Source organism: Terrilactibacillus laevilacticus (genome assembly GCF_006517395.1).
GTDB lineage: Bacteria > Bacillota > Bacilli > Bacillales > Sporolactobacillaceae > Terrilactibacillus > Terrilactibacillus laevilacticus.
In genome coordinates this window covers 1-22188 of sequence record NZ_VDCY01000008.1, presented here as the reverse complement: position 1 = coordinate 22188, position 22188 = coordinate 1, and the positions used below count along the sequence as shown (strand labels likewise).

The 22188-nt window shown below is 36.6% G+C and carries 21 protein-coding genes and 1 pseudogene; 15 read left to right on the top strand and 7 right to left on the bottom strand.

Annotated features, from left to right (window positions below; genetic code table 11):
• Positions 1-19: 19 nt before the first annotated feature.
• Positions 20-697: a hypothetical protein gene (locus tag FG390_RS10215; protein ID WP_141190938.1), complete on the top strand. Its 678-nt coding sequence runs from the start codon at positions 20-22 to the stop codon at positions 695-697.
• Between the two features lie 61 nt (positions 698-758).
• Positions 759-1601, top strand: a complete 843-nt coding sequence (locus FG390_RS10210) for a YihY/virulence factor BrkB family protein (protein ID WP_246092820.1) — start codon at positions 759-761, stop codon at positions 1599-1601.
• A 165-nt stretch (positions 1602-1766) separates the two neighbouring features.
• Here FG390_RS10210 and FG390_RS10205 read toward each other — a convergent pair whose 3' ends face one another.
• Positions 1767-3680: a heavy metal translocating P-type ATPase gene (locus FG390_RS10205; protein ID WP_141190937.1), complete on the bottom strand. Its 1914-nt coding sequence runs from the start codon at positions 3678-3680 to the stop codon at positions 1767-1769.
• 242 nt (positions 3681-3922) lie between these two features.
• Here FG390_RS10205 and FG390_RS10200 point away from each other — a divergent pair, with 242 nt between their 5' ends.
• Positions 3923-4378, top strand: coding sequence for a VanZ family protein (locus FG390_RS10200; protein ID WP_141190936.1), 456 nt, complete (start codon positions 3923-3925; stop codon positions 4376-4378).
• 29 nt (positions 4379-4407) lie between these two features.
• Here FG390_RS10200 and FG390_RS10195 read toward each other — a convergent pair whose 3' ends face one another.
• Entirely contained in the window at positions 4408-4854 is a 447-nt protein-coding gene (locus tag FG390_RS10195) for a TlpA family protein disulfide reductase (RefSeq protein ID WP_141191031.1), read from the bottom strand.
• A gap of 44 nt (positions 4855-4898) precedes the next feature.
• Entirely contained in the window at positions 4899-6110 is a 1212-nt protein-coding gene (locus FG390_RS10190; RefSeq protein WP_141190935.1) for an MFS transporter, read from the bottom strand.
• Between the two features lie 185 nt (positions 6111-6295).
• Here FG390_RS10190 and FG390_RS10185 point away from each other — a divergent pair, with 185 nt between their 5' ends.
• Positions 6296-6673, top strand: coding sequence for an OsmC family protein (locus tag FG390_RS10185; protein ID WP_141190934.1), 378 nt, complete (start codon positions 6296-6298; stop codon positions 6671-6673).
• A 257-nt stretch (positions 6674-6930) separates the two neighbouring features.
• On the opposite strand, the gene FG390_RS10180 is transcribed toward FG390_RS10185, so the two are convergent.
• Complete coding sequence (locus tag FG390_RS10180; protein WP_141190933.1) at positions 6931-7707, bottom strand: carbon-nitrogen family hydrolase; 777 nt, start codon at positions 7705-7707, stop codon at positions 6931-6933.
• Positions 7708-7920: 213 nt separating this feature from the next.
• Between FG390_RS10180 and FG390_RS10175 the strand changes: the two genes are divergently transcribed.
• The 4 genes from FG390_RS10175 (at position 7921) to pdaA (ending at position 11314) form a co-directional block, all read left to right on the top strand.
• Positions 7921-9105 carry a pyridoxal phosphate-dependent aminotransferase gene (locus tag FG390_RS10175; RefSeq protein ID WP_258311643.1) on the top strand — a complete coding sequence of 395 codons (1185 nt, stop codon included), beginning with the start codon at positions 7921-7923 and terminating at the stop codon, positions 9103-9105.
• Positions 9106-9307: 202 nt separating this feature from the next.
• Complete coding sequence (locus FG390_RS10170; protein ID WP_141190931.1) at positions 9308-10093, top strand: YfkD family protein; 786 nt, start codon at positions 9308-9310, stop codon at positions 10091-10093.
• Between the two features lie 190 nt (positions 10094-10283).
• On the top strand, positions 10284-10472 hold the full coding sequence (locus FG390_RS10165; protein ID WP_141190930.1) for an SE1561 family protein: 189 nt from the start codon (positions 10284-10286) through the stop codon (positions 10470-10472).
• Between the two features lie 68 nt (positions 10473-10540).
• Positions 10541-11314, top strand: coding sequence for a delta-lactam-biosynthetic de-N-acetylase (gene pdaA, locus FG390_RS10160; protein ID WP_141190929.1), 774 nt, complete (start codon positions 10541-10543; stop codon positions 11312-11314).
• 279 nt (positions 11315-11593) lie between these two features.
• On the opposite strand, the gene FG390_RS15780 is transcribed toward pdaA, so the two are convergent.
• Both FG390_RS15780 and FG390_RS10155 read right to left on the bottom strand, forming a co-directional pair.
• Positions 11594-11761: a hypothetical protein gene (locus tag FG390_RS15780; RefSeq protein ID WP_181406459.1), complete on the bottom strand. Its 168-nt coding sequence runs from the start codon at positions 11759-11761 to the stop codon at positions 11594-11596.
• A 117-nt stretch (positions 11762-11878) separates the two neighbouring features.
• Positions 11879-12034, bottom strand: a complete 156-nt coding sequence (locus tag FG390_RS10155; protein ID WP_141190928.1) for a YfhD family protein — start codon at positions 12032-12034, stop codon at positions 11879-11881.
• Between the two features lie 155 nt (positions 12035-12189).
• On the opposite strand from FG390_RS10155, the gene FG390_RS10150 reads away from it, so the two are divergent.
• Positions 12190-12996, top strand: a complete 807-nt coding sequence (locus FG390_RS10150; protein ID WP_181406458.1) for a RecX family transcriptional regulator — start codon at positions 12190-12192, stop codon at positions 12994-12996.
• A gap of 489 nt (positions 12997-13485) precedes the next feature.
• The gene (locus FG390_RS10145; protein WP_141190926.1) at positions 13486-14517 is read left to right on the top strand and encodes a YitT family protein; all 1032 of its coding nucleotides are present in this window, start codon (positions 13486-13488) and stop codon (positions 14515-14517) included.
• Positions 14518-14620: 103 nt separating this feature from the next.
• On the opposite strand, the gene FG390_RS10140 is transcribed toward FG390_RS10145, so the two are convergent.
• Positions 14621-15607: a metal-dependent hydrolase gene (locus FG390_RS10140; RefSeq protein ID WP_141190925.1), complete on the bottom strand. Its 987-nt coding sequence runs from the start codon at positions 15605-15607 to the stop codon at positions 14621-14623.
• A 189-nt stretch (positions 15608-15796) separates the two neighbouring features.
• Here FG390_RS10140 and mutY point away from each other — a divergent pair, with 189 nt between their 5' ends.
• The 5 genes and pseudogenes from mutY (at position 15797) to FG390_RS10115 (ending at position 22042) form a co-directional block, all read left to right on the top strand.
• Positions 15797-16870 (top strand): A/G-specific adenine glycosylase, encoded by a 1074-nt coding sequence (gene mutY / locus FG390_RS10135; protein ID WP_258311642.1) that lies wholly within the window; start codon positions 15797-15799, stop codon positions 16868-16870.
• A gap of 1072 nt (positions 16871-17942) precedes the next feature.
• Positions 17943-19127 carry an IS256 family transposase gene (locus FG390_RS10130; RefSeq protein WP_141190923.1) on the top strand — a complete coding sequence of 395 codons (1185 nt, stop codon included), beginning with the start codon at positions 17943-17945 and terminating at the stop codon, positions 19125-19127.
• Between the two features lie 292 nt (positions 19128-19419).
• Positions 19420-19587, top strand: a pseudogene (locus tag FG390_RS10125) (gamma-type small acid-soluble spore protein); the annotation flags it as partial.
• 163 nt (positions 19588-19750) lie between these two features.
• Positions 19751-20275 carry a nucleoside tri-diphosphate phosphatase gene (gene ntdP, locus FG390_RS10120; RefSeq protein ID WP_141190921.1) on the top strand — a complete coding sequence of 175 codons (525 nt, stop codon included), beginning with the start codon at positions 19751-19753 and terminating at the stop codon, positions 20273-20275.
• 15 nt (positions 20276-20290) lie between these two features.
• Positions 20291-22042, top strand: a complete 1752-nt coding sequence (locus FG390_RS10115; protein WP_141191030.1) for an ABC transporter ATP-binding protein — start codon at positions 20291-20293, stop codon at positions 22040-22042.
• Positions 22043-22188 lie beyond the last annotated feature (146 nt).

Genomic DNA, 22188 nt, shown 5'->3' with positions numbered 1-22188 from the left:
TAAAAAAGGAGGGAAATCGATGGGGAATAATAAAAGCACGATAAGAAGATATGCGCTAATCGGAGGTCTATTAGGCGCCACTGTTTCTCTTATGAATAGAGAATCTAGACGCTCATTAAAACAGACCATGAAAACAGCCACTTCCAATTGCGGGAAATTAATATATACACTGTGGACTAACCCTAACCAAGTTAGTCAATATATTAAAAACACCGGCAATAATTTACGCTTAATGGCCCAAGAAGTGTCTGACGACTTTACAAAAATGGTCAGTGACGTTGATCAAGTCCGAAAAAGTTCTTCAGAAGCGGTTAATTATGCAATTGAAGCAGGAAGTGAATTGACAGACATAGCTTCGAAAATAAAAAATTCGAGCCAATCTGTTATTGGCGGGCAGTCGGGCAATTTAACATCAAGTGTTGCTCAAGCGGTTCTAGATGCACCAACTAGTTCAACACAGGGGAAAACAACGCCCGTTCAAAGCGCTACTCAAACTCAGCCAACTACATTCACGACACCAAAGAGTAACGCGGCAACATCCAACATGACAAAAAATCAAACTAAGATGACGAGTTCAACAAATGCTGAAGATTATATAAATCATCTTCCAAGCAAAGAAAAAGAGAAAATTAATTCTGCAATAAAAGATATTAAGAATAGCACCGGTACTCAAAAAAATTCAACAACTATTCATTAATCAATAAGCAATGACCCGAAAATGATACCATGAAAAGGTATGAGATGGGAGAGGAAAACTAATGATGGAGGAACCAAGTCAACGTACAGACATAAAGGTGATTATAAAACGTTTCATTAGAAGATTTACAAAGGAAGGGACGTTGGACATAGCGGCAACTTTAGCTTATTACTTTTTGTTGTCGCTGTTCCCTTTCCTTATTTTTTTATTTGCCATTATTCCATATTTAGGGATAGATCAGTCTCAATTTTTAGATCTCTTGCAAAGTTATGCACCAGAAGCTTTACATGATGTTGTCAAGGACAACGTTAACAATGTATTTAATAAAAATGGTGGTTTATTATCATTTGGGGTTATTGCAACGCTTTGGCCGGCATCAAATGCCTTAAATGCTTTAATCCGTGCTTTAAACCATGCTTATGATGTTGAGGAAACACGATCATTTATTTATCAACGTTTATTAGCAATTCTTTTTACTGTTTCAATGGTTTTTGTCATAATTATCTCTCTTGGTATTAATGTCATTGGAGGAGCTGTTTTTAACAGTATCTTACACAAATTGGGCTTTTCAGATGGTTTCGCCACCATTTGGCATTTGCTAAGTTTATTAATAACTTTTGTAATTGTTATTATCATTTTTGCTTTACTATATTATTTCTGTCCAAACAAAAAGTTGCACATAAAAGATGTTATCGTTGGGGCCGTTGTAGCTGCAGTAAGTTGGCAAGTTGTATCATTTGGTTTTTCATTTTACATTAAATATTTTGGGAATTACGCCTCCACGTATGGAACTCTAGGCGGTATTATTATCCTAATGTTATGGTTTTATATAACGGCATTAACCATTATCGTTGGTGGAGAAATTAATGCGGTTTACCGATATATAAAATATAAACATAATTAAAACGAAGTAGTTTGGTCGTAAACTACTTCGTTTTATTATTGAAAAAGATAGGTAGTGTAAAAAAATTCGTCTTAGTAAAGATCGTTGTTTTGGTTAGTATTTGAGCTTCACGCAAGCGTCAAGGCAAGTCACTCGCGTTGCCCATTTGCCAAAAACAACATTTGATTATGAATTTTTCAATAGTCTTAGACCATTTAAAATGACAAGAATGGTGCTTCCTTCGTGACCGACAACGCCCAACGGTAAATTTAAAACCTCGATAAAATTACTTACAACAAGAACGAGAATGACCATTAGGGCAAATGCAATATTTTGCTTAATGATACGATTCATCTTTTTGGAGAGTTTGACGGTATCAATTATTTTCATTAAGTCATTTTTCATAAGGATAATATCCGCCGTTTCTAAAGCTGCATCTGTTCCAGCCCCCATTCCAATGCCTAGATCAGCTGTAGCAAGTGCTGGTGTGTCATTAATTCCGTCACCAATCATCGCAACCGATCCATATTCTTTCTTTATTTGTTTAATGGCTGTTGCTTTTTGGTCAGGCAGACAATCTGCAATCATGGAATCAACACCGGTTTCCTCCATAATCGTTTTGGCTACTTTTTCGTTATCCCCTGTCAACATAACGGATTTTATCCCGTATTGTCTTAGTGATGTAATAGCTTCTTTTGAGGTCTCTCTGACTTCATCGTTCAAGCCTATGTACCCGATGACCTCACCGTTCCTTTCAATGAAAACTAAAGATTGATTTTCCTTTATATGAACCTCTTTTAGGAACAGATGAAGAGATACCTCATCAATAAATTCAGGATTTGCCTTACCTATTTTATAGTCACATTGATCTATTTGCCCATACACACCATATCCGGGAACAATCTTCACTTGATCTGGATTTGGAATCGTTTTGATATGCTCTTTTGCATAATCAACGATAGCCAGACCGAGTGGATGTGTTGTATGAGATTCAATAGCAGCAACATGACCTAATAGATCATCGTTTGTTATAGGACTTACATTAACAAATTGGGTGACTTTTGGTAAACCAGTTGTTAAAGTTCCTGTCTTATCAAAGGCAATAGCTTGGATTGATGCCAGTTGTTGCAGATGTATGCCTCCTTTTATGAGAATACCATTTCGGGCTCCATTCGCTATGGCGGACAAAATAGCCGGAGTGGTTGATGCTACAAGAGCACAAGGTGACGCCACAACGAGTAATACCATACTTCGATAGATCGTATGACTCCACGTCCAGCCAAACAAAAATGGAGGAAGGATCAGCATGAGAGCAACAAATAAAAGAACAAAAGAAACATATAGATTCTCAAATTTTTCAATAAAAGCTTGTGCAGGAACTTTTTCGTTTTGTGCAGATTGTACGAGATGTAAGATTCTACTAAACATGGAATCTTGACTTCTTTTGGTCACTTTAACAATTAAGTGTCCTTCTAGATTTACGGTCCCGGCCATGACTTCATCATTGACTTTTTTAAAAATGGGTATCGATTCCCCTGTCATTGAAGAAGCATCAATCGTGGTTTCCCCTTTTACAATGACGCCATCTGCAGGTACGCGTTCACTCGGTTTAATTTGAATAAGGTCACCAAGATTCAATTCATTGACGGGAACAGTTGATACTAGACCATGGTCTAATCGCGTGGCTGTTTCAGGTTGCAATTTCATTAAGGAAGACAAGGCTTTCGAACTTTTTTCAGTTGAATAGGTTTCAAGTGCTCCACTTAAGGCAAAAATAAAAATTAACATGGCGCCTTCAAACCAGTGGTGGATAAAAGCTGCACCAAGAGCAGCAAAAATCATAAGCAATTCAACGTTCAATGTTTTTTCTTTTAAGGTTTCTTCAATACCTTCTTTAGCTTTTGCAAAACCGCCAATAAGGTAAGCGAAGAGAAAGATATACCATGGAGTTTGTGTAGACATGTGGTTGATCACATACCCAATAAGAATCAATATACCGCTAATAAGAGCAGCAATAAGTTCACCGTGCCGTTTAAGAAATGAGAGATTGATTCCATAAAAAGTTGTTGGCTTTTTTATGAGTTCATTTTTTTGCTCCATTTTTATCACCCAATCATTTTAATTGATAAAGATAATCAGCGTCAATTCCTTGAAAAACTCGAAATGCTGCCGCAAAGATGCGACAGCATTGGAAAAGTGAAATAAATTATAATCATTATTAAATTTGAATGAGTTTATAATAACACAACAACAAAAAATGTAAAGGAAAAACGTCACAGATTAATAGAACACTTAATCCAAGCATAAAGATATAAAAATTGCTTTAGAAAAGGATGTAAACATTGATACATATTCTAAAAGAGAGATGGATGCGTTTTATCGAATTATTATTCGACACGTATATTGCCATTTTACTCTATGTGACCTTATTTACCTTTAATCATTACACCTATGGCAAATCGGTTAATTTAATTCTATTTAATAGCATTCATTTCATGTTTGATACAGGAAATGTTGTTCTTATATTAAAAAATGTTGTTGGCAATATTGGCCTGTTTGTTCCCTTTGGCTTCATGGTTCCTTTTTTATATCATAAGCTAAGGACATTATATATGTGCTTGTTTCTATCGATTTTTTTTAGTTCATCCATCGAGATATGTCAGTATCTTTTCGCTGAGAGGATATTTGATGTAGATGATATTGCATTAAATACAATAGGGGCTTGTATAGGTTGGTTCCTCTATTATTTATCGGTAAAATTATATTTGGTCTTTAAATCCAAAATAGACACACAATGAACGAGACATTGTGTGTCTATTTTATTCCATTAAATAGTTTTTCCTAATACTCGATTAACCCTCTTTTCAAGCATCTTCATACCACTGCCACCTGCTTGAAAATGGCGAAGATTTCCTTCAGCATCAAAAACGTAATAGGCGGGTACATATTGATTATCGAAGGCATCGGCTAATTTATGTTCATTATCAACAAAAATAGGCTGAGTGATATCATATTTTTCAGCGTTTTCTTTAACTAGTTCTAGTGGTAAATCATTCTCAGAACGAGGCATATGAACAGCTACGATGTTTAATTCATCTTTGTATTTGTCTCGAAACTCGTTCACTTTTGGCATCGCTTCTTTGCATAAATGACAGCTGACGGACCAAAAGTGAATAAGCGTTGGTTTAGTCCCAATTAAATCATTTTTGGATACTTCACCATTAACCCAATTTGTTGCACCGGTTAACTCTGGCATTTCATCTCGTAATTTCATCATTAACCACTCCTTAATAAATGATATAAACATGTGATACAAACTTAAAGATTTGAGTCAATATGGTCTAGGTAATTATTATTCCCAATATTTTTTGTTCTACCAGATATGACCATTGATAGGCAAATGATCATCATCATTCCAGCAATCCCATACAGAAAGCTACCATTTGGAACATATTTAATAAGAAAACCTCCAACGAGCGGCCCAGTCATACTGCCTAAGCTAAAACTAATTCCTGCTAATATGTTTGCGAGTGGAATGAAAGAAGGTTTTAAGATATCGCTTAAATAAGTCATTCCCATTGAGAATAATGAACCCACGAGCATTCCAGAAATAAAGAACGTGATAAGTAAAGCGAGAAATGAGTGGGAGAATATGGCACTAATGATAAATATACAAGCACCAAGGGAAGTAACTATGAGTATGAGTATACGTCTCCCAATTTTATCCCCAATGCTTCCAAGTGGCACTTGTGTTAGCAAGCTACCTAACACAAAAGTTGGCAATATGATGGAAATATCGCTTAGATTCAATCCTTGACGTAAGGCAAACACAGGAAAATTGCTATTCAACGAAGCTTCAAGAAAACCATATGTGAAAGTGACTACTAAGCCAGACCATGCGAGTGACAAGATCTTTTTGTGCCTGTAAAAGTAATTTTTCTCATGCTTTTTATTCGGAACAAATTTCTCGGGAAAGTCGTTTTCAATAAATAACATCGGTATGAAAAAGAGTAGGCAGCTTATTCCAGCGATAAGGAATGGTAAGTAAAGACCAAAAACTAATGAACTGGCTATCAGTGGACCAATTGCAAATCCAAGTCCATAACTTAAGCCGTAGAAGGCAATATTTCGTCCTTTTTTCTCCTTTGGGCTCGATACAGTAATCCAGACTTGGGCTGCAAAATGCAACATATTATCTCCAAGACCAATAATCAGTCTTAATGCAAACCAGAACCAAAAATAAGACCAAATTGGAAAGAGAAAAATGGGTACAAGCGTAAGTAAAAGTCCCAAAAGAAGCATTGGCTTATATCCATATTTATTTGTAGGCTTTTCAATTAGTGGTGCCGCTATTAGTACACCAATGTATAAACTCATCGCATTAAATCCATTTAATGCCGATGATAAGCCCTGCTTCTCCAATAAAATGGAAAGGGTGGTCATGAGCATGCCTTGTGACATGCCTGAGATAAAGACTGATCCAATGAGTAGAATAAAACGAAATAATCGATAAGATGATGTATGCGTCATGTTGTATTTTCGTGACAACTTGAATGCAATTTTAAGCGTCTGTTGTCAACGATTCTCCTTGTTTAATTGGTTTTGAAATAGATGATGAGCATAAAACTTGATTTAAATTCCTATATTATTATACAAATAAAATGATTGAAAAGCAGCTAGTAAAGATGAAGGTCTATCTTGGAAAGGTGATATAGATGGAGTTTAAAATAACGGAAAATGGAATTAAGACAGAGACAGGATATGGTGAATTGGTTATTTCAGGTGATGAATCATATGGTTTTCGGCCTTATCAGCTCATGATTGCGTCATTAGCAGGATGCAGTGCCTCAGTGATGCGAAAGATATTTTTGAAAAAGAAATTAAAGATAGAAGATATAACGATTCAAGCAGACGTCACGAGAGAAGTAGAGGAACCTAAGAAAATTGAAAAAGTACATCTTCATTTTCTCATTAAAGGTGATAATTTAGAAGGCAAGATGGACCGAATATTGGCCTTGACAAGGAAATATTGTTCGATGGTTCAATCTGTAGAAAAACAAATTGAAGTAGTAGAAACATATGAACTTGTATGAAATACATGAAAAAGAAAGCCTAGCAATGCCTGCTAGGCTTATCTAATGATTATGAATTCATATAAAGTACTTATAGAGGTTGTTCAAAAAGTCACCAAATGATAAGCTACGAATCCTCGGCGCCCGCTTGTTTTTCCGGTCCTCATGTAGTAAATACCTACATTCCGGTCCTCAAAACAGCGCCGCCTTGATCTTCTTGCTTCTAATTTGTCACCTTTTTGAACACACACTTATAAAGTACTTACCTGATTATCCTTTTAATAAAGTTCGGGTCTTCTATCTTCAAATACGGGAATACGAGTACGAATTTGATCTAATTCTTTGAGGTCAATATCGCCTGTGACAATTGATTCATCTTCGCCGCCTTCAGCAATAATTTCACCCCACGGATTAATGATGAGGGAGTGTCCAAAAAAAGTATTATTTGGATCTTTTCCCGTACGGTTGCATGCGACAACATAAGCCTGATTTTCAATAGCCCGACAGATGAGCAGTGTACGCCAATGATCTAAACGAGGATTAGGCCATTCAGCAGAGACAAAGAGTACTTTAGCTCCATTAATGACATGTTTTCTTAACCACTCCGTGAAGCGAATGTCATAGCAAATAAAGCCTGCACATGGGGTGCCATCAAGGTTGAAATGGCCTTCTTTTTGACCTGCGGCAAGGAATTTTTCTTCATCCATTAAACGAAATAAATGGACTTTATCATAATCGCTGACTAAATCACCTTGTCGGTTAAAAACAAGTTGTGTATTTGTCACATTATCATCATTTTTCTTAGCGATTGATCCTGCAATAATATTAACATCGTATTTTTTAGATAAGGAACTTATGAAATCACTTGTCTCTTTAGCATCAGGATCTGCAATTTCATCTAAACGTTCTAGATCATAAGCTGTTGTCCAAAGTTCAGGAAGAATGATCACATCCGGTTTATCAGCCATAGCCTTGTCGATTAAAGAATGAACTTTATTAAAATTTGCTTTCGGGTCTCCAAAGACAATATCATACTGGATAAGTGAACATTTCATAAAAAATATCTCTCTCCTTTAAGAAACTGAGTTTTTACTGTACTTATAAAGGTATTATAATGTTTTTTTGAAACGAGATATATGATTCTTACTTAATAATATTTTCAATTGTACAAAGATAGGATGATTTTTGACAGTTTATACGATAAAATAGGACTTAATCAATCGGAATTATTGTCTTCTTCATTATTCTATGAAAGCGGTGAATGTAATTTGGATTTTCCTCAGTCAGATGCTCTTAATCGGTTACCTAAGCAATTTTTTGCAGGGCTTGTCCAAAAAGTCAATCGTGTAATAGCTGAAGGTCACGATGTCATAAATTTAGGTCAAGGGAACCCTGATCAACCTACACCAGATCATATCGTCGAAGCGTTAAAAGGATCAGCTGGAAACCCTGAATACCACAAATATTCTCCTTTTCAAGGTTTTTCATTTCTTAAACAAGCCATAAGCACATTCTACAAAAGAGAGTATGATGTTGATATTGATCCAAAATCTGAAGTGGCAATATTATTTGGATCGAAAACTGGGCTCGTAGAAATTACGCAATGTTTACTTAACCCAGGAGAAACAGTATTGATGCCTGATCCAGGCTATCCAGATTATTTATCTGGTATGGCGATGGCAAATGTAAATATTGAGTTCATGCCTCTTCTAGAAAAAAATGCTTTTCTTCCGGATTACGGTCAACTATCAGATGACATTCTTAACAAAGCGAAATTAATGTTTTTGAATTATCCAAATAACCCGACATCGGCTACTGCATCTAATGAATTTTTTGAACAAACCATTGAAGTAGCCAAAGCTAGAAAAATTTGTGTAGTGCATGATTTTGCGTACGGTGCAATTGGTTTTGATGGAGAAAAACCACGTAGTTTTTTACAAACTAAAGGTGCGAAAGAAGTCGGGGTTGAAATGTATACCTTATCCAAAACATACAATATGGCTGGATGGCGTGTTGGATTTGCTTTAGGAAATAAAAGTGTGATAAAAGCACTTAACTTAGTACAAGATCATTATTACGTAAGTCTGTTCGGCGCCATTCAAAAGGCCAGCGCTGAAGCTCTTCTTGGACCACAAGACTGTGTCGATGAATTAGTGGCACGTTATGAAACAAGACGGAATGCATTTATGGATGCCATACATGAAATTGGTTGGAAAGCAGAGGCACCTAAAGGTTCATTCTTTGTTTGGCTTCCTGTTCCAGAAGGGTTTACTTCAGAATCCTTTGCAGATTTACTTCTTGAAAAAGCCCACGTCATGGTAGCGCCAGGTATTGGATTTGGAAAGATGGGTGAAGGTTATGTTCGTGTCGGGTTATTAAATGAACCTGACCGTCTTGTCGAAGCAGCTAAGCGGATCGGTGCCCTTCATCTTTTTAAAAAACCAGTTAAATAACGTAGGCGTCAATATCAATAAAGCAGCAAACACGTATTTATATGCGTTTTGCTGTTTTTTTTTGACTATTTTAAATATCGTCTTCAATTTTTGTTCAGGCTCTGTATTTATGAAATCAATTGACTGACGGTAAGCTCTTCATCGTTTTTTGGATAATTTAACTTTAATCAGAAAAAAATAAAGAAAAAAGGAGGTCAACAACTTGAAACAGTTGATATTAGCGCTCGGGCTATGTTTACTTTTTACACCGGCTACACTTGCGAAAGAAGGACATCATCCAAAGCAGCAAAACTTTCAAACACCAAATTTCGCGGTTGATATATCAAAAGAAAATACGTATCCAAATCCGGACCAATCGGCACCTGAACTTCAGCCAAGTCCATTAACTAAAGGATTATTAAAAACTTCCAAAGTTAAAATTGAAAACCCTATGTTAATAAAGTATTTAAATGAGTCTACAATTCATCCGTCGAAATTCTCTATCGGTTATCATGCTCACATTTATTTAGGCAAATGGGCCTTGTCCTATAAATCGAGTAAGGTGTCGATTAACTGGGAATATAAAAAAATAAACGATTCGTCGCTTGACGCCAGAGGAAGTGAAGGACAGCAAGAATTTAAATATACTCAGGAATCGAATGTGAAAGTAACGGGAGGATTGACTGCAAAAGTTCCGAATCAAGAAGGGGTAAAGGGCTTAATGATGACAAATGCTGCTAAAAAAACCGATCTTCCATTAGCCTTTTCAACGGTGGTTGGAAAGGGAACAAAGATTGATCGTTTATATCATGTCCAACCTAAGAAAATGGCTCATCTTTACGGATATGTCCCAGCTGTTAATGAAAAAGGGACCATATTCTATGGAGAAGTCTTTCTAGTACTAAAAGGTGGCAAGAAATGGATCGAAGTAAAAAATGTTGAACAACAAGGCATAGGTGCTTGGATTCCAATTCAAGATCATGTATCTTTAAGGTACGTTTCAAATTAATTGTAGGTACGAGTGCTCAAATGAGTACTCGTTTTTTAAAACGCTACTTTAAGAAAGAATAAAAATTTGCGGGCTTGGCCTCTGTCTGCGCTGGTCCTTTCTTTATTTTTCCATGGCGTCTTAATCCTGGACAAAAATATAGATTTTCATTCTTTTAACATGGTAAGGTTGAATAGAAACGGAGGGGATTATGTTGGGAAGAGCGTCTCACAATAAAACTAAACAACATACCTATATTGTATCAAGAGTTAAGCTGTTATTGTCTGTAGTTGAATCATTAGATATGGAGAACGCGGGTGAACAGGATTTGAAAAATATTAAACAAATGTTAGATGATTTAAGTCTAAAAGTCAGCACATTTCAAGATGAATGGAAATAAAAATTCACCTTTACATAAATCTCTGATTTAAGGGTCACCCTATGTAAAAAGGGAGGCCAAAGGAATTGATGAAGAAATATACTATACTCATGGTTCTGGTCTTTTTATTGTTTTCACCAACAATAAGTCATGGACAGGATTGGTATTTCAAACCAAGTGCCAATCACAAACCTGCCACAACGGAACCTGAATATGCTGCTTTATTGAATAAATACGATGGTATCTTTATTGGTGAAACAAACAAAAAGGTGATCTACTTAACCTTTGATAACGGTTATGAAGCGGGTTATACAGGGAAAATACTTGATGTATTAAAACAAAAACACGTCCCAGCTGCATTTTTTATTACAGGCCATTACATCATGGACCAACCGAAACTTGTTAAGAGAATGTATAAAGAAGGACATATTGTTGGAAATCATTCATGGAGTCACCCCGACTTGTCAAAAATTAATGATGAGAAGGCCAAAATTGAATTAGAAAAACTAAAAATGGCCTATACGGAACTTACGGGTGACACCATGATGAATTATGTAAGACCGCCAAGAGGAACGTTTAGTGAACGTGCACTTAAATTAGATAAAGAAGAAGGCTATACAACCGTATTTTGGTCTGCCGCCTATAAAGACTGGGTTAGAGATGATCAAAAAGGAGCAGATTATGCTTATGATCATATTATGAAACGCATGCACCCGGGAGCCATTTTACTTCTGCATACCGTTTCCAAAGACAATGCAGAGGCACTTGGACGTGTGATTGATTCTCTAAAAAAACAGGGTTATCAATTTAAGAGTCTAGATGACCTAATGGCTCAAAAAACATTGCCAAAATATTTTAGATAAAAAAACTTACAACTAGAATCTATACCTTTTTTGGTATAGATTCTTTTGACGTGACGTTTTACCCTTTATTGTTAAGTTATGCACATAATCCACAGGTTGTGGGCAACTTATCCACTATTTTATTCACATAAAAATCACCTGAATCAAAGAAAGATCACGATTTATTCACATTATCCACATTAAGTTAACATTTTCCTATTTTCCGGGAAATACTGTCGAAATTTTAGAGAGAAAAAGTAAAGCAACACCGTATTGGTGTTGCTTTAATAAGATTAATGTTTACTTAAACGAACCCTTAGCACTGCTACCAGTTTCTTTAGAACGTTCTTGTTCTTCAACCGTGTGTTCATCTAATCCCTTAGCAAATTCTGTATCTAAAGGTTTTCCCTTGGCTGGATCTCCTGGATTATAAGCTTTATTATTTGTTTTATATTTATTACCCATCACGAAACACTTCTTTCTATTTAGATTGAGCGAGGAGTCTCGCTGTATTATTTTTAGCTTAACGACCTTAAATATTCAGGTTTGCTTTTGTGTTTTGTTTTCAATTTTTTCTAATTGAAATTAACGGTTGAAATCGTGATATTTTCCTTCAGAACGGCTATCCGCTTCTTTCGCACGACGTTGTGCTTCCATGTCATCTCGATCTGCTAACTCTTGAGAAAATTCCACATCTTCGGCTCTTGAAGTAGGTAATGATTTTGGATCTCTTTTTGGCATTCCTGATCCCTGCTTTCTCGATTAATATGGTCTCAAGATTTTGGAGACAGGATTAGTATGTGCGTAACCTAAAGTCATTTATAATAGGAAAAAAATACTTCCTGTTAATAAAATAAAAATTGAATACATGGTATCATAAAGAATAGGTGATGCTTATGTATAGTGTTAATAAAATCGAATACGAAGAAAATGAAAAAGGCGTTTATAAAGTTGACATAAAAAACGATTCTGAATCAGACACTATTCTTGTTCATGAAGATGTTCTTGTACGTTTTGCATTGAGAAAAGGGATGCAGCTTTCATTACAAATGTTAGAACAATTAAAACACGCCCAGCAAGATATAAAATGCTATCACGCAGCAATTTATTATTTGTCGTTTAGAATGAGATCAACGCAAGAAACTCGAGATTATCTTTACAAGAAAATGTTCGAAACACACCAAATAGAGTCCGCTATTAAACGTTTAACAAAAGAAAACGTACTTAATGATCAAGCCTTTGCCGATATGTTCATCAAAAATCGAATCCAATTATCGAATAAAGGTCCTGAGTTGATTAAAAGAGAACTCGATAAACTGGGCATTTCTCAAGAGATTGTCGAACAAAGTATTCAGGCCTATTCCAGATCTGATCAGATAAAAAATGCAAGATCCTATATTGAAAAAAAAGCGAATCAAGGGTCTAAGCGACATTCGGCTAAAGAATATAAAAATAAGTTAACTCAAAAGTTAATGCAGAGAGGCTATTCACATTCAATCATCAAAGAAGTCCTACAAGATGTCATTTATTCAAATTATAAATTAGAACAAGAAGCCATTTATTTCCAAGGACAAAAAGCAATGAAAAAGTATAGAAATTATGAAGGAAAAGAATGGGAATATAAAGTAAAAAGTTATCTGTATAGAAAAGGTTTTTCCTTAGAAGATATTAATGCTTTTCTTCAGAGTTATATAGGAGAGTAAGTTTGTTTTTAGGCTAGTTTTTACAATCTTTTTAAGAGGTTGTTTAAAAAGTCACCAAATGATAACTTGCGAATCTCGGCGCCCTCTTGTTTTTCCGGTCCTCATGTAGCGGATAAAAGGGGATCGCTGGCTAAAATCGCTCACGCTGGCGCCTGAAGCTACCACATCGTGTGGAATGCCGGTCTTCAAAACAGCGCCGCCTTGATCTTCCGACGCCCAGGACGGGCTAGTACTGGCGTTTCTTGCAGGATTCTAGCGTACTTAGCCAGTAACCCTTTTCGTTTGTCGCCTTTTTGAACACGCATTTAAAGAGAATTTACAAAACAAAAATATGGAAATAATAAGATTTTTTAAAATATCTACCATTCCCTTGAATCATTTTTTTACCATGATATAATGTGAACGCGCATTGACTAAAGAAGAGTATTTAACCAGTCATTAATCGCGACGCTAATCATTTTAAACATATTCAAGGGGACGATAAACGTCATGACAAAAGATATTTACTTGGAACATGGGAAAAAAGTTGCGATTTCTTGTTTCTCAGCTTTTCTATGTGCTCTCAGTATGAATCTTTTCTTAATACCTGCCCAAGTATACGCATCTGGTATTAATGGAGCAGCTCAGTTGGCCGCTGACTTAATTTATAGTGGTCTTCACTTTCGTGTATCTATTAGCCTACTGATTTTATTATTGAACTTACCAATTGCCTTTTTAGGTTGGTACAAGGTAGGAAAGACTTTTACGTTTTATAGTTTTGTGACGGTTATCTTAACATCGCTTTTCCTAGGTGTTATTCCTGTTTCAGAGCTTTCAAATGACCTCTTGTTAAATGCTATCTTCGGAGGAATTATTTCGGCTGTTGGGGTAGGAGTTGCCTTGAAATTTGGTATTTCAACTGGCGGTTTGGATATTATTGCGATTTATCTGACTAGAAAGTGGCGTAAATCCTCAACTGGTCGTTACTTTATGACTTTAAATGGCATCATTATCTTAATTGCAGGATTTGTTTATCAATGGCAATACGCTCTCTATACGTTAATATCTCGCTATGTTAACAGTTATGTTATCGATAATATTCATACAAAATATCAAAAATTAACCATTATAGCTGTTACAGAATATGCAGATACGATGGTTGATGCCATCCAAACTCGCTTTGATAGAGGAGCGACTGTAACACCGTCATATGGAGGTTATTCAAAGAAAAAATTATTTTCCATTATGATTGTGGTTAGTCATTATGAATTGTATGAAATGGAAAAGTTAATCAAACACATAGATCCCCAGGCTTTTATTAATATTTTAGAGACGACTAAAATTGTAGGTGTATTTCATTCTGAAGAGGAACAACGTGCGGTTCAAGCCATGAAGGAAAGGAAGGTTCAAGAGAAAAAGAAGCTTCCGTTAAGTGATCAAGAGTATGAAAAATTTAAGAGCCTGATCGACAATCACAATTATCAAATTGGATATGGACCTGGTTATGGTCACTATTCATTTTCTAATGAAATAAAGGATTAAGATTTATTTTGGGTTGCAGTTGACTCTTGTCTTGTATTGAAAAGCCGCTTGACTAAGGACTTAGTTAGGCGGCTTTTTTAAGTGATTGTGAAAACTTATCGAGTTATTTCATGTGCGTTTGCGCAATCAATTTTTTTCGTAATTTCTTTTCACTAAAAACCCAACCAGTATATGAACTTTCGATTGTTAGATCTTTCGATAATAAGGCAACTGCAACGAACGGATAATGGCCAGGTACATAATATCGTAAATCAATAAATCTAAGTTCGTATCCATAGTCAAATGATTTGAGTTCCCATCTATAAATAGGAGAAAATGATAAAAAGGCACGTATATTTTTATCTTGTTTTGCTGAAAGAACTAAATCACTACTTGGCACGGGAGGGCGGTCAAACTGGTCGATGATGAAAACAGCTTTACCGTCTAATTTCCCTACATAAAATTGGTCTTTTGATTTTGCTGCAAAGTGATAAGAATACATTCGGATGTTTGGCGATAAATAAATTTCAATTAGATTAGGTAGTTCTTTCATTAGGGCTTTTTTTGTTTGATGATATTGATACGTTCGTAAAATATAGTATACAATTAAAAGCATGTAAATCGTGAGAAATATCACGCCTGCGTGATCAGTAAAATACCAAAAGGCGAGCCCAATAAAATGCAATCCAAAAATAACAGGATCAAATATGGGTATGATGCAGAGAGCCACCCATTTTTTTGATATAGGTCGTATAGCTTGTGTTCCATAGGCGTTAAAAATGTCTACAAAAACATGTAAAAAGACGGAAAACAATGTCCATAGAAAGACATGTAGAAGAAAACTGGATGGAAATAGGTAATTTAAGATAATAGTGATCACGCATGGCCATAGAAGTGTAGCTGGTAGAGAGTGAGTGATACCTCGATGGTTTCGGATATAAATAGCATTATTCTTTAATTTTAGAACTGTGTCGATATCAGGTATAACAGATCCTACCAGAGTACCAATCATGACAGCATGAAATGTCGCTGTTGATTGACTCATCACAGGATCCAATGTGGAAAGTCCAGCTATTCCTAATCCCATGACGACATGCGTACCGGAATCCATAACAAATTTCCTCCTCTATTCCTTACAAACCGCTTCTAATATTAGAAAAAAACGATGTACTCTAACTATACCTTTAATTTAGGTGTGAAACATCTTTTTTAGTAAAAAAATATATCTGTATTCTTAACTCTGTTTATTATATTAAATTGTATTAAACTCATTATGTTATATACGTTGGAGTGGATTTTCTTGAATAAAACAAATTTATTTAAACATGTAGACGTCAATCAATTTAATCATGATTTACTCCATTGGTTTTATGAAAACAAGCGTGACTTACCGTGGAGAAAAACGCAAAATCCATATTATATCTGGATATCCGAGATTATGCTTCAACAAACACAGGTTGATACCGTGATTCCTTATTATGAACGGTTTATTAAAACCTTCCCTACAATGGAAGATTTAGCTTATGCTGATGAAGAAACGGTTTTAAAAAATTGGGAAGGATTAGGCTATTATTCACGAGCACGCAATCTTCAACAAGGTGTTCGAGAGGTTGTTGAAGAATATGACGCCAAAATTCCGGAAACACGAAAAGAAATTTTATCTTTAAAAGGTGTTGGACCTTATACATCAGGGGCTATTTTAAGTATCGCTTATAATGTACCTGAGCCTGCCGTTGACGGTAACGTGATGCGTGTTTTATCTCGTGTCTTTATGATTGATGACGATATTACAAAGGTCAAAACAAAGAAACATTTTGAAGATATTGTCTATCGACTCATCCCTCATACAGATCCTTCTGGTTTTAACCAAAGTTTGATGGAGCTTGGTGCACTTGTATGCAAACCGAGGCAACCCGAATGTTTGACTTGTCCACTCCAAAAACATTGCTTAGCCTATGATGAAGGAGTGCAACATGAGTTTCCTGTAAAAAAGAAAAAAACAAAGCCGAAACCTATGTCATATATAGTATTAATCATTTATAATTCAAAAAAACAAATTTTAATAGAAAAACGCCCTGAAAACGGTTTGCTTGCCAACTTATGGCAATTTCCAATGATTCAAATTGAAGATGATGATCAAATTACTCATGGAGAGCAGATCATCACGAAAAACATCAAGGGCGTGACAGATATCGAAAATACAAAGAAACAATTCTTTCATCAATTTTCCCACCTCAAATGGAGCTTAAACCTATTTCGTGCGAATTTGTTAGTAAAAGAAACATGGGAAAGAGGAAAATGGGTAGACCGTGGTGACCTTGAACTTTATCCTTTTCCTGTGTCACACCAAAAAATCATTCAGACGCTTATATAACAATTAATCCAAAAGGAGCTCAATTCGACGCTAGAGCTCCTCAATTAATTCAAAAGTAGCTCAATTCGACGCCAGAGCGCCTCAATTAATCCAAAAGGAGCTCAATTCGACGCTAGAGCGCCTCAATTAATCCAAAAGTAGCTCAATTCGACGCTAGAGCGCCTCAATTAATCCAAAAGTAGCTCAATTCGACGCTAGAGCTCCTCAATTAATCCAAAAGTAGCTCAATTCGACGCCAGAGCTCCTCAATTAATTCAAAAGTAGCTCAATTCGACGCCAGAGCGCCTCAATTAATCCAGAAGTAGCTCAATTCGACGCCAAAGCGCCTCAATTAATCCAAAAGTAGCTCAATTCGACGCTAGAGCGCCTCAATTAATCCAAAAGTAGCTCAATTCGACGCTAGAGCTCCTCAATTAATCCAAAAGTAGCTCAATTCGACGCTAGAGCGCCTCAATTAATCCAGAAGTAGCTCAATTCGACGCCAAAGCGCCTCAATTAATCCAAAAGTAGCTCAATTCGACGCTAGAGCTCCTCAATTGATCCAAAAGTAGCTCAATTCGACGCTAGAGCTCCTCAATTAATCCAAAAGTAGCTCAATTCGACGCCAGAGCGCCTCAATTAATCCAGAAGTAGCTCAATTCGACGCCAAAGCGCCTCAATTAATCCAAAAGGAGCTCAATTCGACGCTAGAGCTCCTCAATTAATTCAAAAGTAGCTCAATTCGACGCCAGAGCTCCTCAATTAATTCAAAAGTAGCTCAATTCGACGCCAGAGCTCCTCAATTAATCCAGAAGTAGCTCAATTCGACGCCAAAGCGCCTCAATTATTCAAAAGTAGCTCAATTCGACGCTAGAGCTCCTCAATTAATCCAAAAGTAGCTCAATTCGACGCCAGAGCTCCTCAATTAATCCAAAAGTAGCTCAATTCGACGCCAGAGCTAAGCTGCTATTCATGTTATCCATCCAATGACTGATAGAGTCCGTATAATTGTGTAAAAAGAAAAGGGTCAAGACCCATTCTCATGTTACAATGTTTTCGACCAAGAAAAATTTGTACAGGAGGAATGGGATACATGACCCAATTTAATCTTACCTTAAATCTTGACCAGTTAAAAGACGAATTAATGGATTCTAACTTAAACACTGTAGTTAAATCATCGATTGTCCTGATCCTAAACCAAGTCATGGAACAAGAACGGGATGACTATTTACAGGCAGCGGCCTATGAACGGAATTCCGAGCGGGTGGACTACAGAAACGGTTACTATGAGCGTGATTATACGATGACATTTGGCCGTATCAAGCTCAAGGTTCCACGCACCCGAAATGGCGAATTTTCTACCTCGGTCTTCGAAAAATATAAGCGTGCCGAACAAGCCTTGGTCCTGTCTATGCTGGAAATGGTCGTCAATGGGGTCTCTACTCGAAAAGTCACCAAAGCGGTGGAACAGCTCTGCGGCGAAAAGGTGTCCAAATCCTTTGTCTCGTCCCTAACGAAACAGTTGGACCCGGTTGTAACCGAATGGGCGCAGCGATCGTTAATTGGTCATGAGTACAAGTATGTGTATGTGGATGCAATGTACATTAAAGTGCGGGAGTACCAGAAAGTCGTCTCCAAAGCTGTCTACGTGGCGATTGGCATTAACGAACAAAACAAACGGGAGATCATTGGCTTCAGTATCAGTCATGCCGAATCCAAAGAAGGGTGGAAAAACTTTTTTCAAGACCTTCAATCACGCGGCCTACAGTCTCCGAAACTAGTGATTTCAGATGCGCATGAAGGCTTGAAGAACGCTATCCAAGAGTCTTTTGTCGGCTCAGGATGGCAAAGATGCACGGTGCACTTTAAACGGAATCTGTTTGACAGCCTGCCCAAAAAAGGAACCGAAGAATTTCGATCCTTAATCAAGGAACTGTTTAACTGCCAGTGCCCCAAAAAAGCCAGAGCGGTTCGTGACGACATCTTTCAGGCGTACGAAGAGAAAAAAGGCTACGAAAAAGTTCTCAAACAGTTGGATGAAGGGTTCGAAGATGCGATTCAGTTTATGAATGAGCCCCCATCTTATCATGCTCAGTTGCGCACCACGAATAACCTTGAACGATTGAATTCCGAAATTCGACGGAGAGAGCGAGTCATCCGTATTTTCCCGAACACTCAGTCCGCTTTCAGGTTAATCGGCGCCGTCCTTAAAGACTATGGGGAGACGCTGGACAGAGGAGGCCGAACGTTCCTGAAGGAAGGGAAATCTGACTCGTAACGTGTCATTTGACATGGAGCCTCCGGCGATCATGAGTCCAAGCCAGAGAGCCAGGTGGCAGGCAACCAGGCTCGCCAACCAGGCTATCATGCTCGCCCCTCCATGTAAAATGGTGGGAAATCTCGGGCCGGCACTCGTTCCGGCCTCCTTAGAAGAGCGAAAATCATTGTAACAGTTTTTACACAAAAAAATGGACTTGACTCAATGACTTATCGTTTCATGTGCACTTACATAATTTTTTGTATAAAAAAATGTAGGTTGGTTAAATTAACAGTCGTGGAGGTGATAAACAATGGGTAAGAAAACACAAGCAGGTACTAATGCTCAACAAGTAAAAAAACAAAACCAACAATCTGCTGCTGGTGCCTCAGCTGGTCAATTTGAAGCTGAATTTGGTTCTGAAACTGACGTACAACAAGTACGTAAACAAAACCAACAATCATTGCAGAAAAAAGGCCAAAACCAAAAATAAGTTCATCGCCTTACATGAAAAGCATCTCCCCTCTCGATTCGAGAGAAGGAGATGCTTTTTATTATAAAAAATATAGCAATATGTTTTATAATTCCTAAGCTAAAAGCTATAATAGATGTATTAAACATATGAATGGGAAAGGAGAACGGCAATGCGTTTTCCTCGTGTTGGAGAAAACATACAAATACAAAGCTATAAACATGATGGGACACTTCATCGTGTTTGGGAACAGACACGTGTATTAAAAGCAGACTCAAATGTTATTATCGGCGCAAATGATCAAACGATAGTAACTGAATCAGATGGAAGAAGATGGAGGACTAAAGAGCCTGCCATTACGTATTTTAGTACGACGGAATGGTTTAATATCATTTGTATGATCAGGCAAGATGGTGTGTACTATTACTGTAATCTGGGATCTCCAGCAACCTTCGACGAAGAGGCGTTGAAATATATCGATTATGATTTGGATATTAAAGTTTTTCCAAATCGCTCTTACAAGTTACTGGATGAAGATGAGTATTCTCTTCATAAAAAAAGGATGAATTATCCCGAAAAGTTGGACAACATATTAAAAAATCACGTTAAAGAGTTGATACTTTGGATTAAAGAAGAACGTGGTCCATTCAATCTTGCCTTTGTTGAAAATTGGTATCGTTTTTATAAAAGTATGTGAAACGGAGTGTTAAATCTGGGTAGTATTAAAAGATATTTGCAATTTGTAAAACCGTATAAGAAAGCTATTATAGCAACCATCTCAATTGGCATCGTCAAATTCGGCATTCCTCTTTTGTTACCATTGATACTTAAATATGTGATTGATAACGTCATCAATGCTTCAATATCTGATACAGAAAAGTTACATAAGCTCATTTTAGTTATAGGAGGAGCCTTTTTTATTTTTGTTGTGATCCGCCCTCCAGTTGAATATTTTAGACAATACTGGGCTCAATCAACAGCAAATAAAGTGTTATATGACATTCGTGATCGAATTTTTTCTCACTTACAGAAATTAAGTTTAAAGTTTTATTCCAACACTAAAGGTGGAGAAATCATTTCCCGAGTCATCAATGATGTAGAGAGTACAAAGGACTTTGTCATCACTGGTTTAATGAATATTTGGTTAGATATGACGACAATTGTGATAGCGTTAATCATCATGTTTTCATTAAATTGGGTCCTCGCCCTTATTTCAATTATCATGTTTCCCTTTTATGGAATAGCCATTAAATTCTTTTTTTCCCGTTTACGAAAACTAACAAAAAAACGATCGCAAGCGTTAGCCGAGATGCAAGGTCATCTTCATGAAAGAGTTCAAGGAATGAGTGTTATTAAAAGCTTTGCTATTGAACCGGTTGAACAGGAACGTTTTGATGAACGAAATATGAACTTTTTGCAACGAGCATTAAAGCATACCGCATGGAACGCAAAAACATTCTCTGTAGTGAACACCATTACGGATATTTCTCCATTATTGATTATTGGAATAGGTGGCTTGATGGTCATTCAGGGGGATATTACTGAAATTGGTACCATTGTCGCTTTCTTCGGTTATATGGATCGATTGTATGAGCCATTGAGACGATTAGTTAATTCATCAACAACGTTGACACAATCTATTGCTTCAATGGATCGGGTTTTTGAACTTATGGATAAACCCTATGACATTGATGATAAAGAGAATGCGGAAATGCTCGATTATGTTTATGGAAATATCTCATTTCAAAACGTCACATTTAGATATGACGAGAAAGAATCACCTGTTTTATCGAATATTAATTTAGATATTAAAAAGGGGGAAACAATTGCTTTAGTTGGGATGAGTGGTGGAGGTAAGTCGACGATTGTTAGTCTTATTCCACGTTTTTATGATGTATCAGAAGGAGCCATTCTGCTAGACGGAAAGGATATTCGTTCCTTTAAAGCTAGATCATTACGTGACAAAATTGGCATGGTTTTACAAGACACGATTTTGTTCAGTGATACTGTTAAAAATAACATAAAAATGGCCAATCCTGATGCATCGGATGAAGAAATTATTCATGCAGCTAAGCTTGCTAATGCGCATGATTTTATCAAGCAACTTCCCCAAGGTTATGATACACAAGTTGGAGAACGCGGGGTTAAATTATCTGGAGGGCAGAAACAGAGAATATCGATCTCACGCGTGTTCTTAAAGAACCCACCACTTTTAATCTTAGATGAAGCAACAAGCGCATTGGATCTAGAAAGTGAACACTATATTCAAGAAACACTTAATACATTGGCAAAAAATCGAACAACTTTTATCGTCGCTCACCGATTATCTACCATTACGCATGCCGACCGTATTGTTGTGATAGAATCAGGACAAATTACGGAAATAGGTAATCATCACGAATTGATGAATAAAAGAGGAAGTTATTATGATTTATTTCAAGTTCAACAGCTTGAATCTATATAATTGACCCTGAATTATTCATACCTTCTTCAAAAAACATGATTCTAGTCAAACATGATTTATTTATCTATTTTCTCGAAAGATCTAAGATCATTTTGCGTCCTAAACGGGTTGTTTCAAAATTAGCTGTTTAAAATTAACGTTTTTAG

Excerpts from the sequence above, each read along its gene's own strand:
- FG390_RS10215 (WP_141190938.1), top strand. The coding sequence starts at position 20 with ATGGGGAATAATAAAAGCACGATAAGAAGATATGCGCTAATCGGAGGT.
- FG390_RS10210 (WP_246092820.1), top strand. The coding sequence starts at position 759 with ATGATGGAGGAACCAAGTCAACGTACAGACATAAAGGTGATTATAAAA.
- FG390_RS10205 (WP_141190937.1), bottom strand. The coding sequence starts at position 3,680 with ATGGAGCAAAAAAATGAACTCATAAAAAAGCCAACAACTTTTTATGGA.
- FG390_RS10195 (WP_141191031.1), bottom strand. The coding sequence starts at position 4,854 with ATGAAATTACGAGATGAAATGCCAGAGTTAACCGGTGCAACAAATTGG.
- FG390_RS10190 (WP_141190935.1), bottom strand. The coding sequence starts at position 6,110 with ATGACGCATACATCATCTTATCGATTATTTCGTTTTATTCTACTCATT.
- FG390_RS10185 (WP_141190934.1), top strand. The coding sequence starts at position 6,296 with ATGGAGTTTAAAATAACGGAAAATGGAATTAAGACAGAGACAGGATAT.
- FG390_RS10180 (WP_141190933.1), bottom strand. The coding sequence starts at position 7,707 with ATGAAATGTTCACTTATCCAGTATGATATTGTCTTTGGAGACCCGAAA.
- FG390_RS10165 (WP_141190930.1), top strand. The coding sequence starts at position 10,284 with ATGTTGGGAAGAGCGTCTCACAATAAAACTAAACAACATACCTATATT.
- pdaA (WP_141190929.1), top strand. The coding sequence starts at position 10,541 with ATGAAGAAATATACTATACTCATGGTTCTGGTCTTTTTATTGTTTTCA.
- FG390_RS10155 (WP_141190928.1), bottom strand. The coding sequence starts at position 12,034 with ATGCCAAAAAGAGATCCAAAATCATTACCTACTTCAAGAGCCGAAGAT.
- FG390_RS10150 (WP_181406458.1), top strand. The coding sequence starts at position 12,190 with ATGTATAGTGTTAATAAAATCGAATACGAAGAAAATGAAAAAGGCGTT.
- FG390_RS10145 (WP_141190926.1), top strand. The coding sequence starts at position 13,486 with ATGACAAAAGATATTTACTTGGAACATGGGAAAAAAGTTGCGATTTCT.
- FG390_RS10140 (WP_141190925.1), bottom strand. The coding sequence starts at position 15,607 with ATGGATTCCGGTACGCATGTCGTCATGGGATTAGGAATAGCTGGACTT.
- FG390_RS10130 (WP_141190923.1), top strand. The coding sequence starts at position 17,943 with ATGACCCAATTTAATCTTACCTTAAATCTTGACCAGTTAAAAGACGAA.
- ntdP (WP_141190921.1), top strand. The coding sequence starts at position 19,751 with ATGCGTTTTCCTCGTGTTGGAGAAAACATACAAATACAAAGCTATAAA.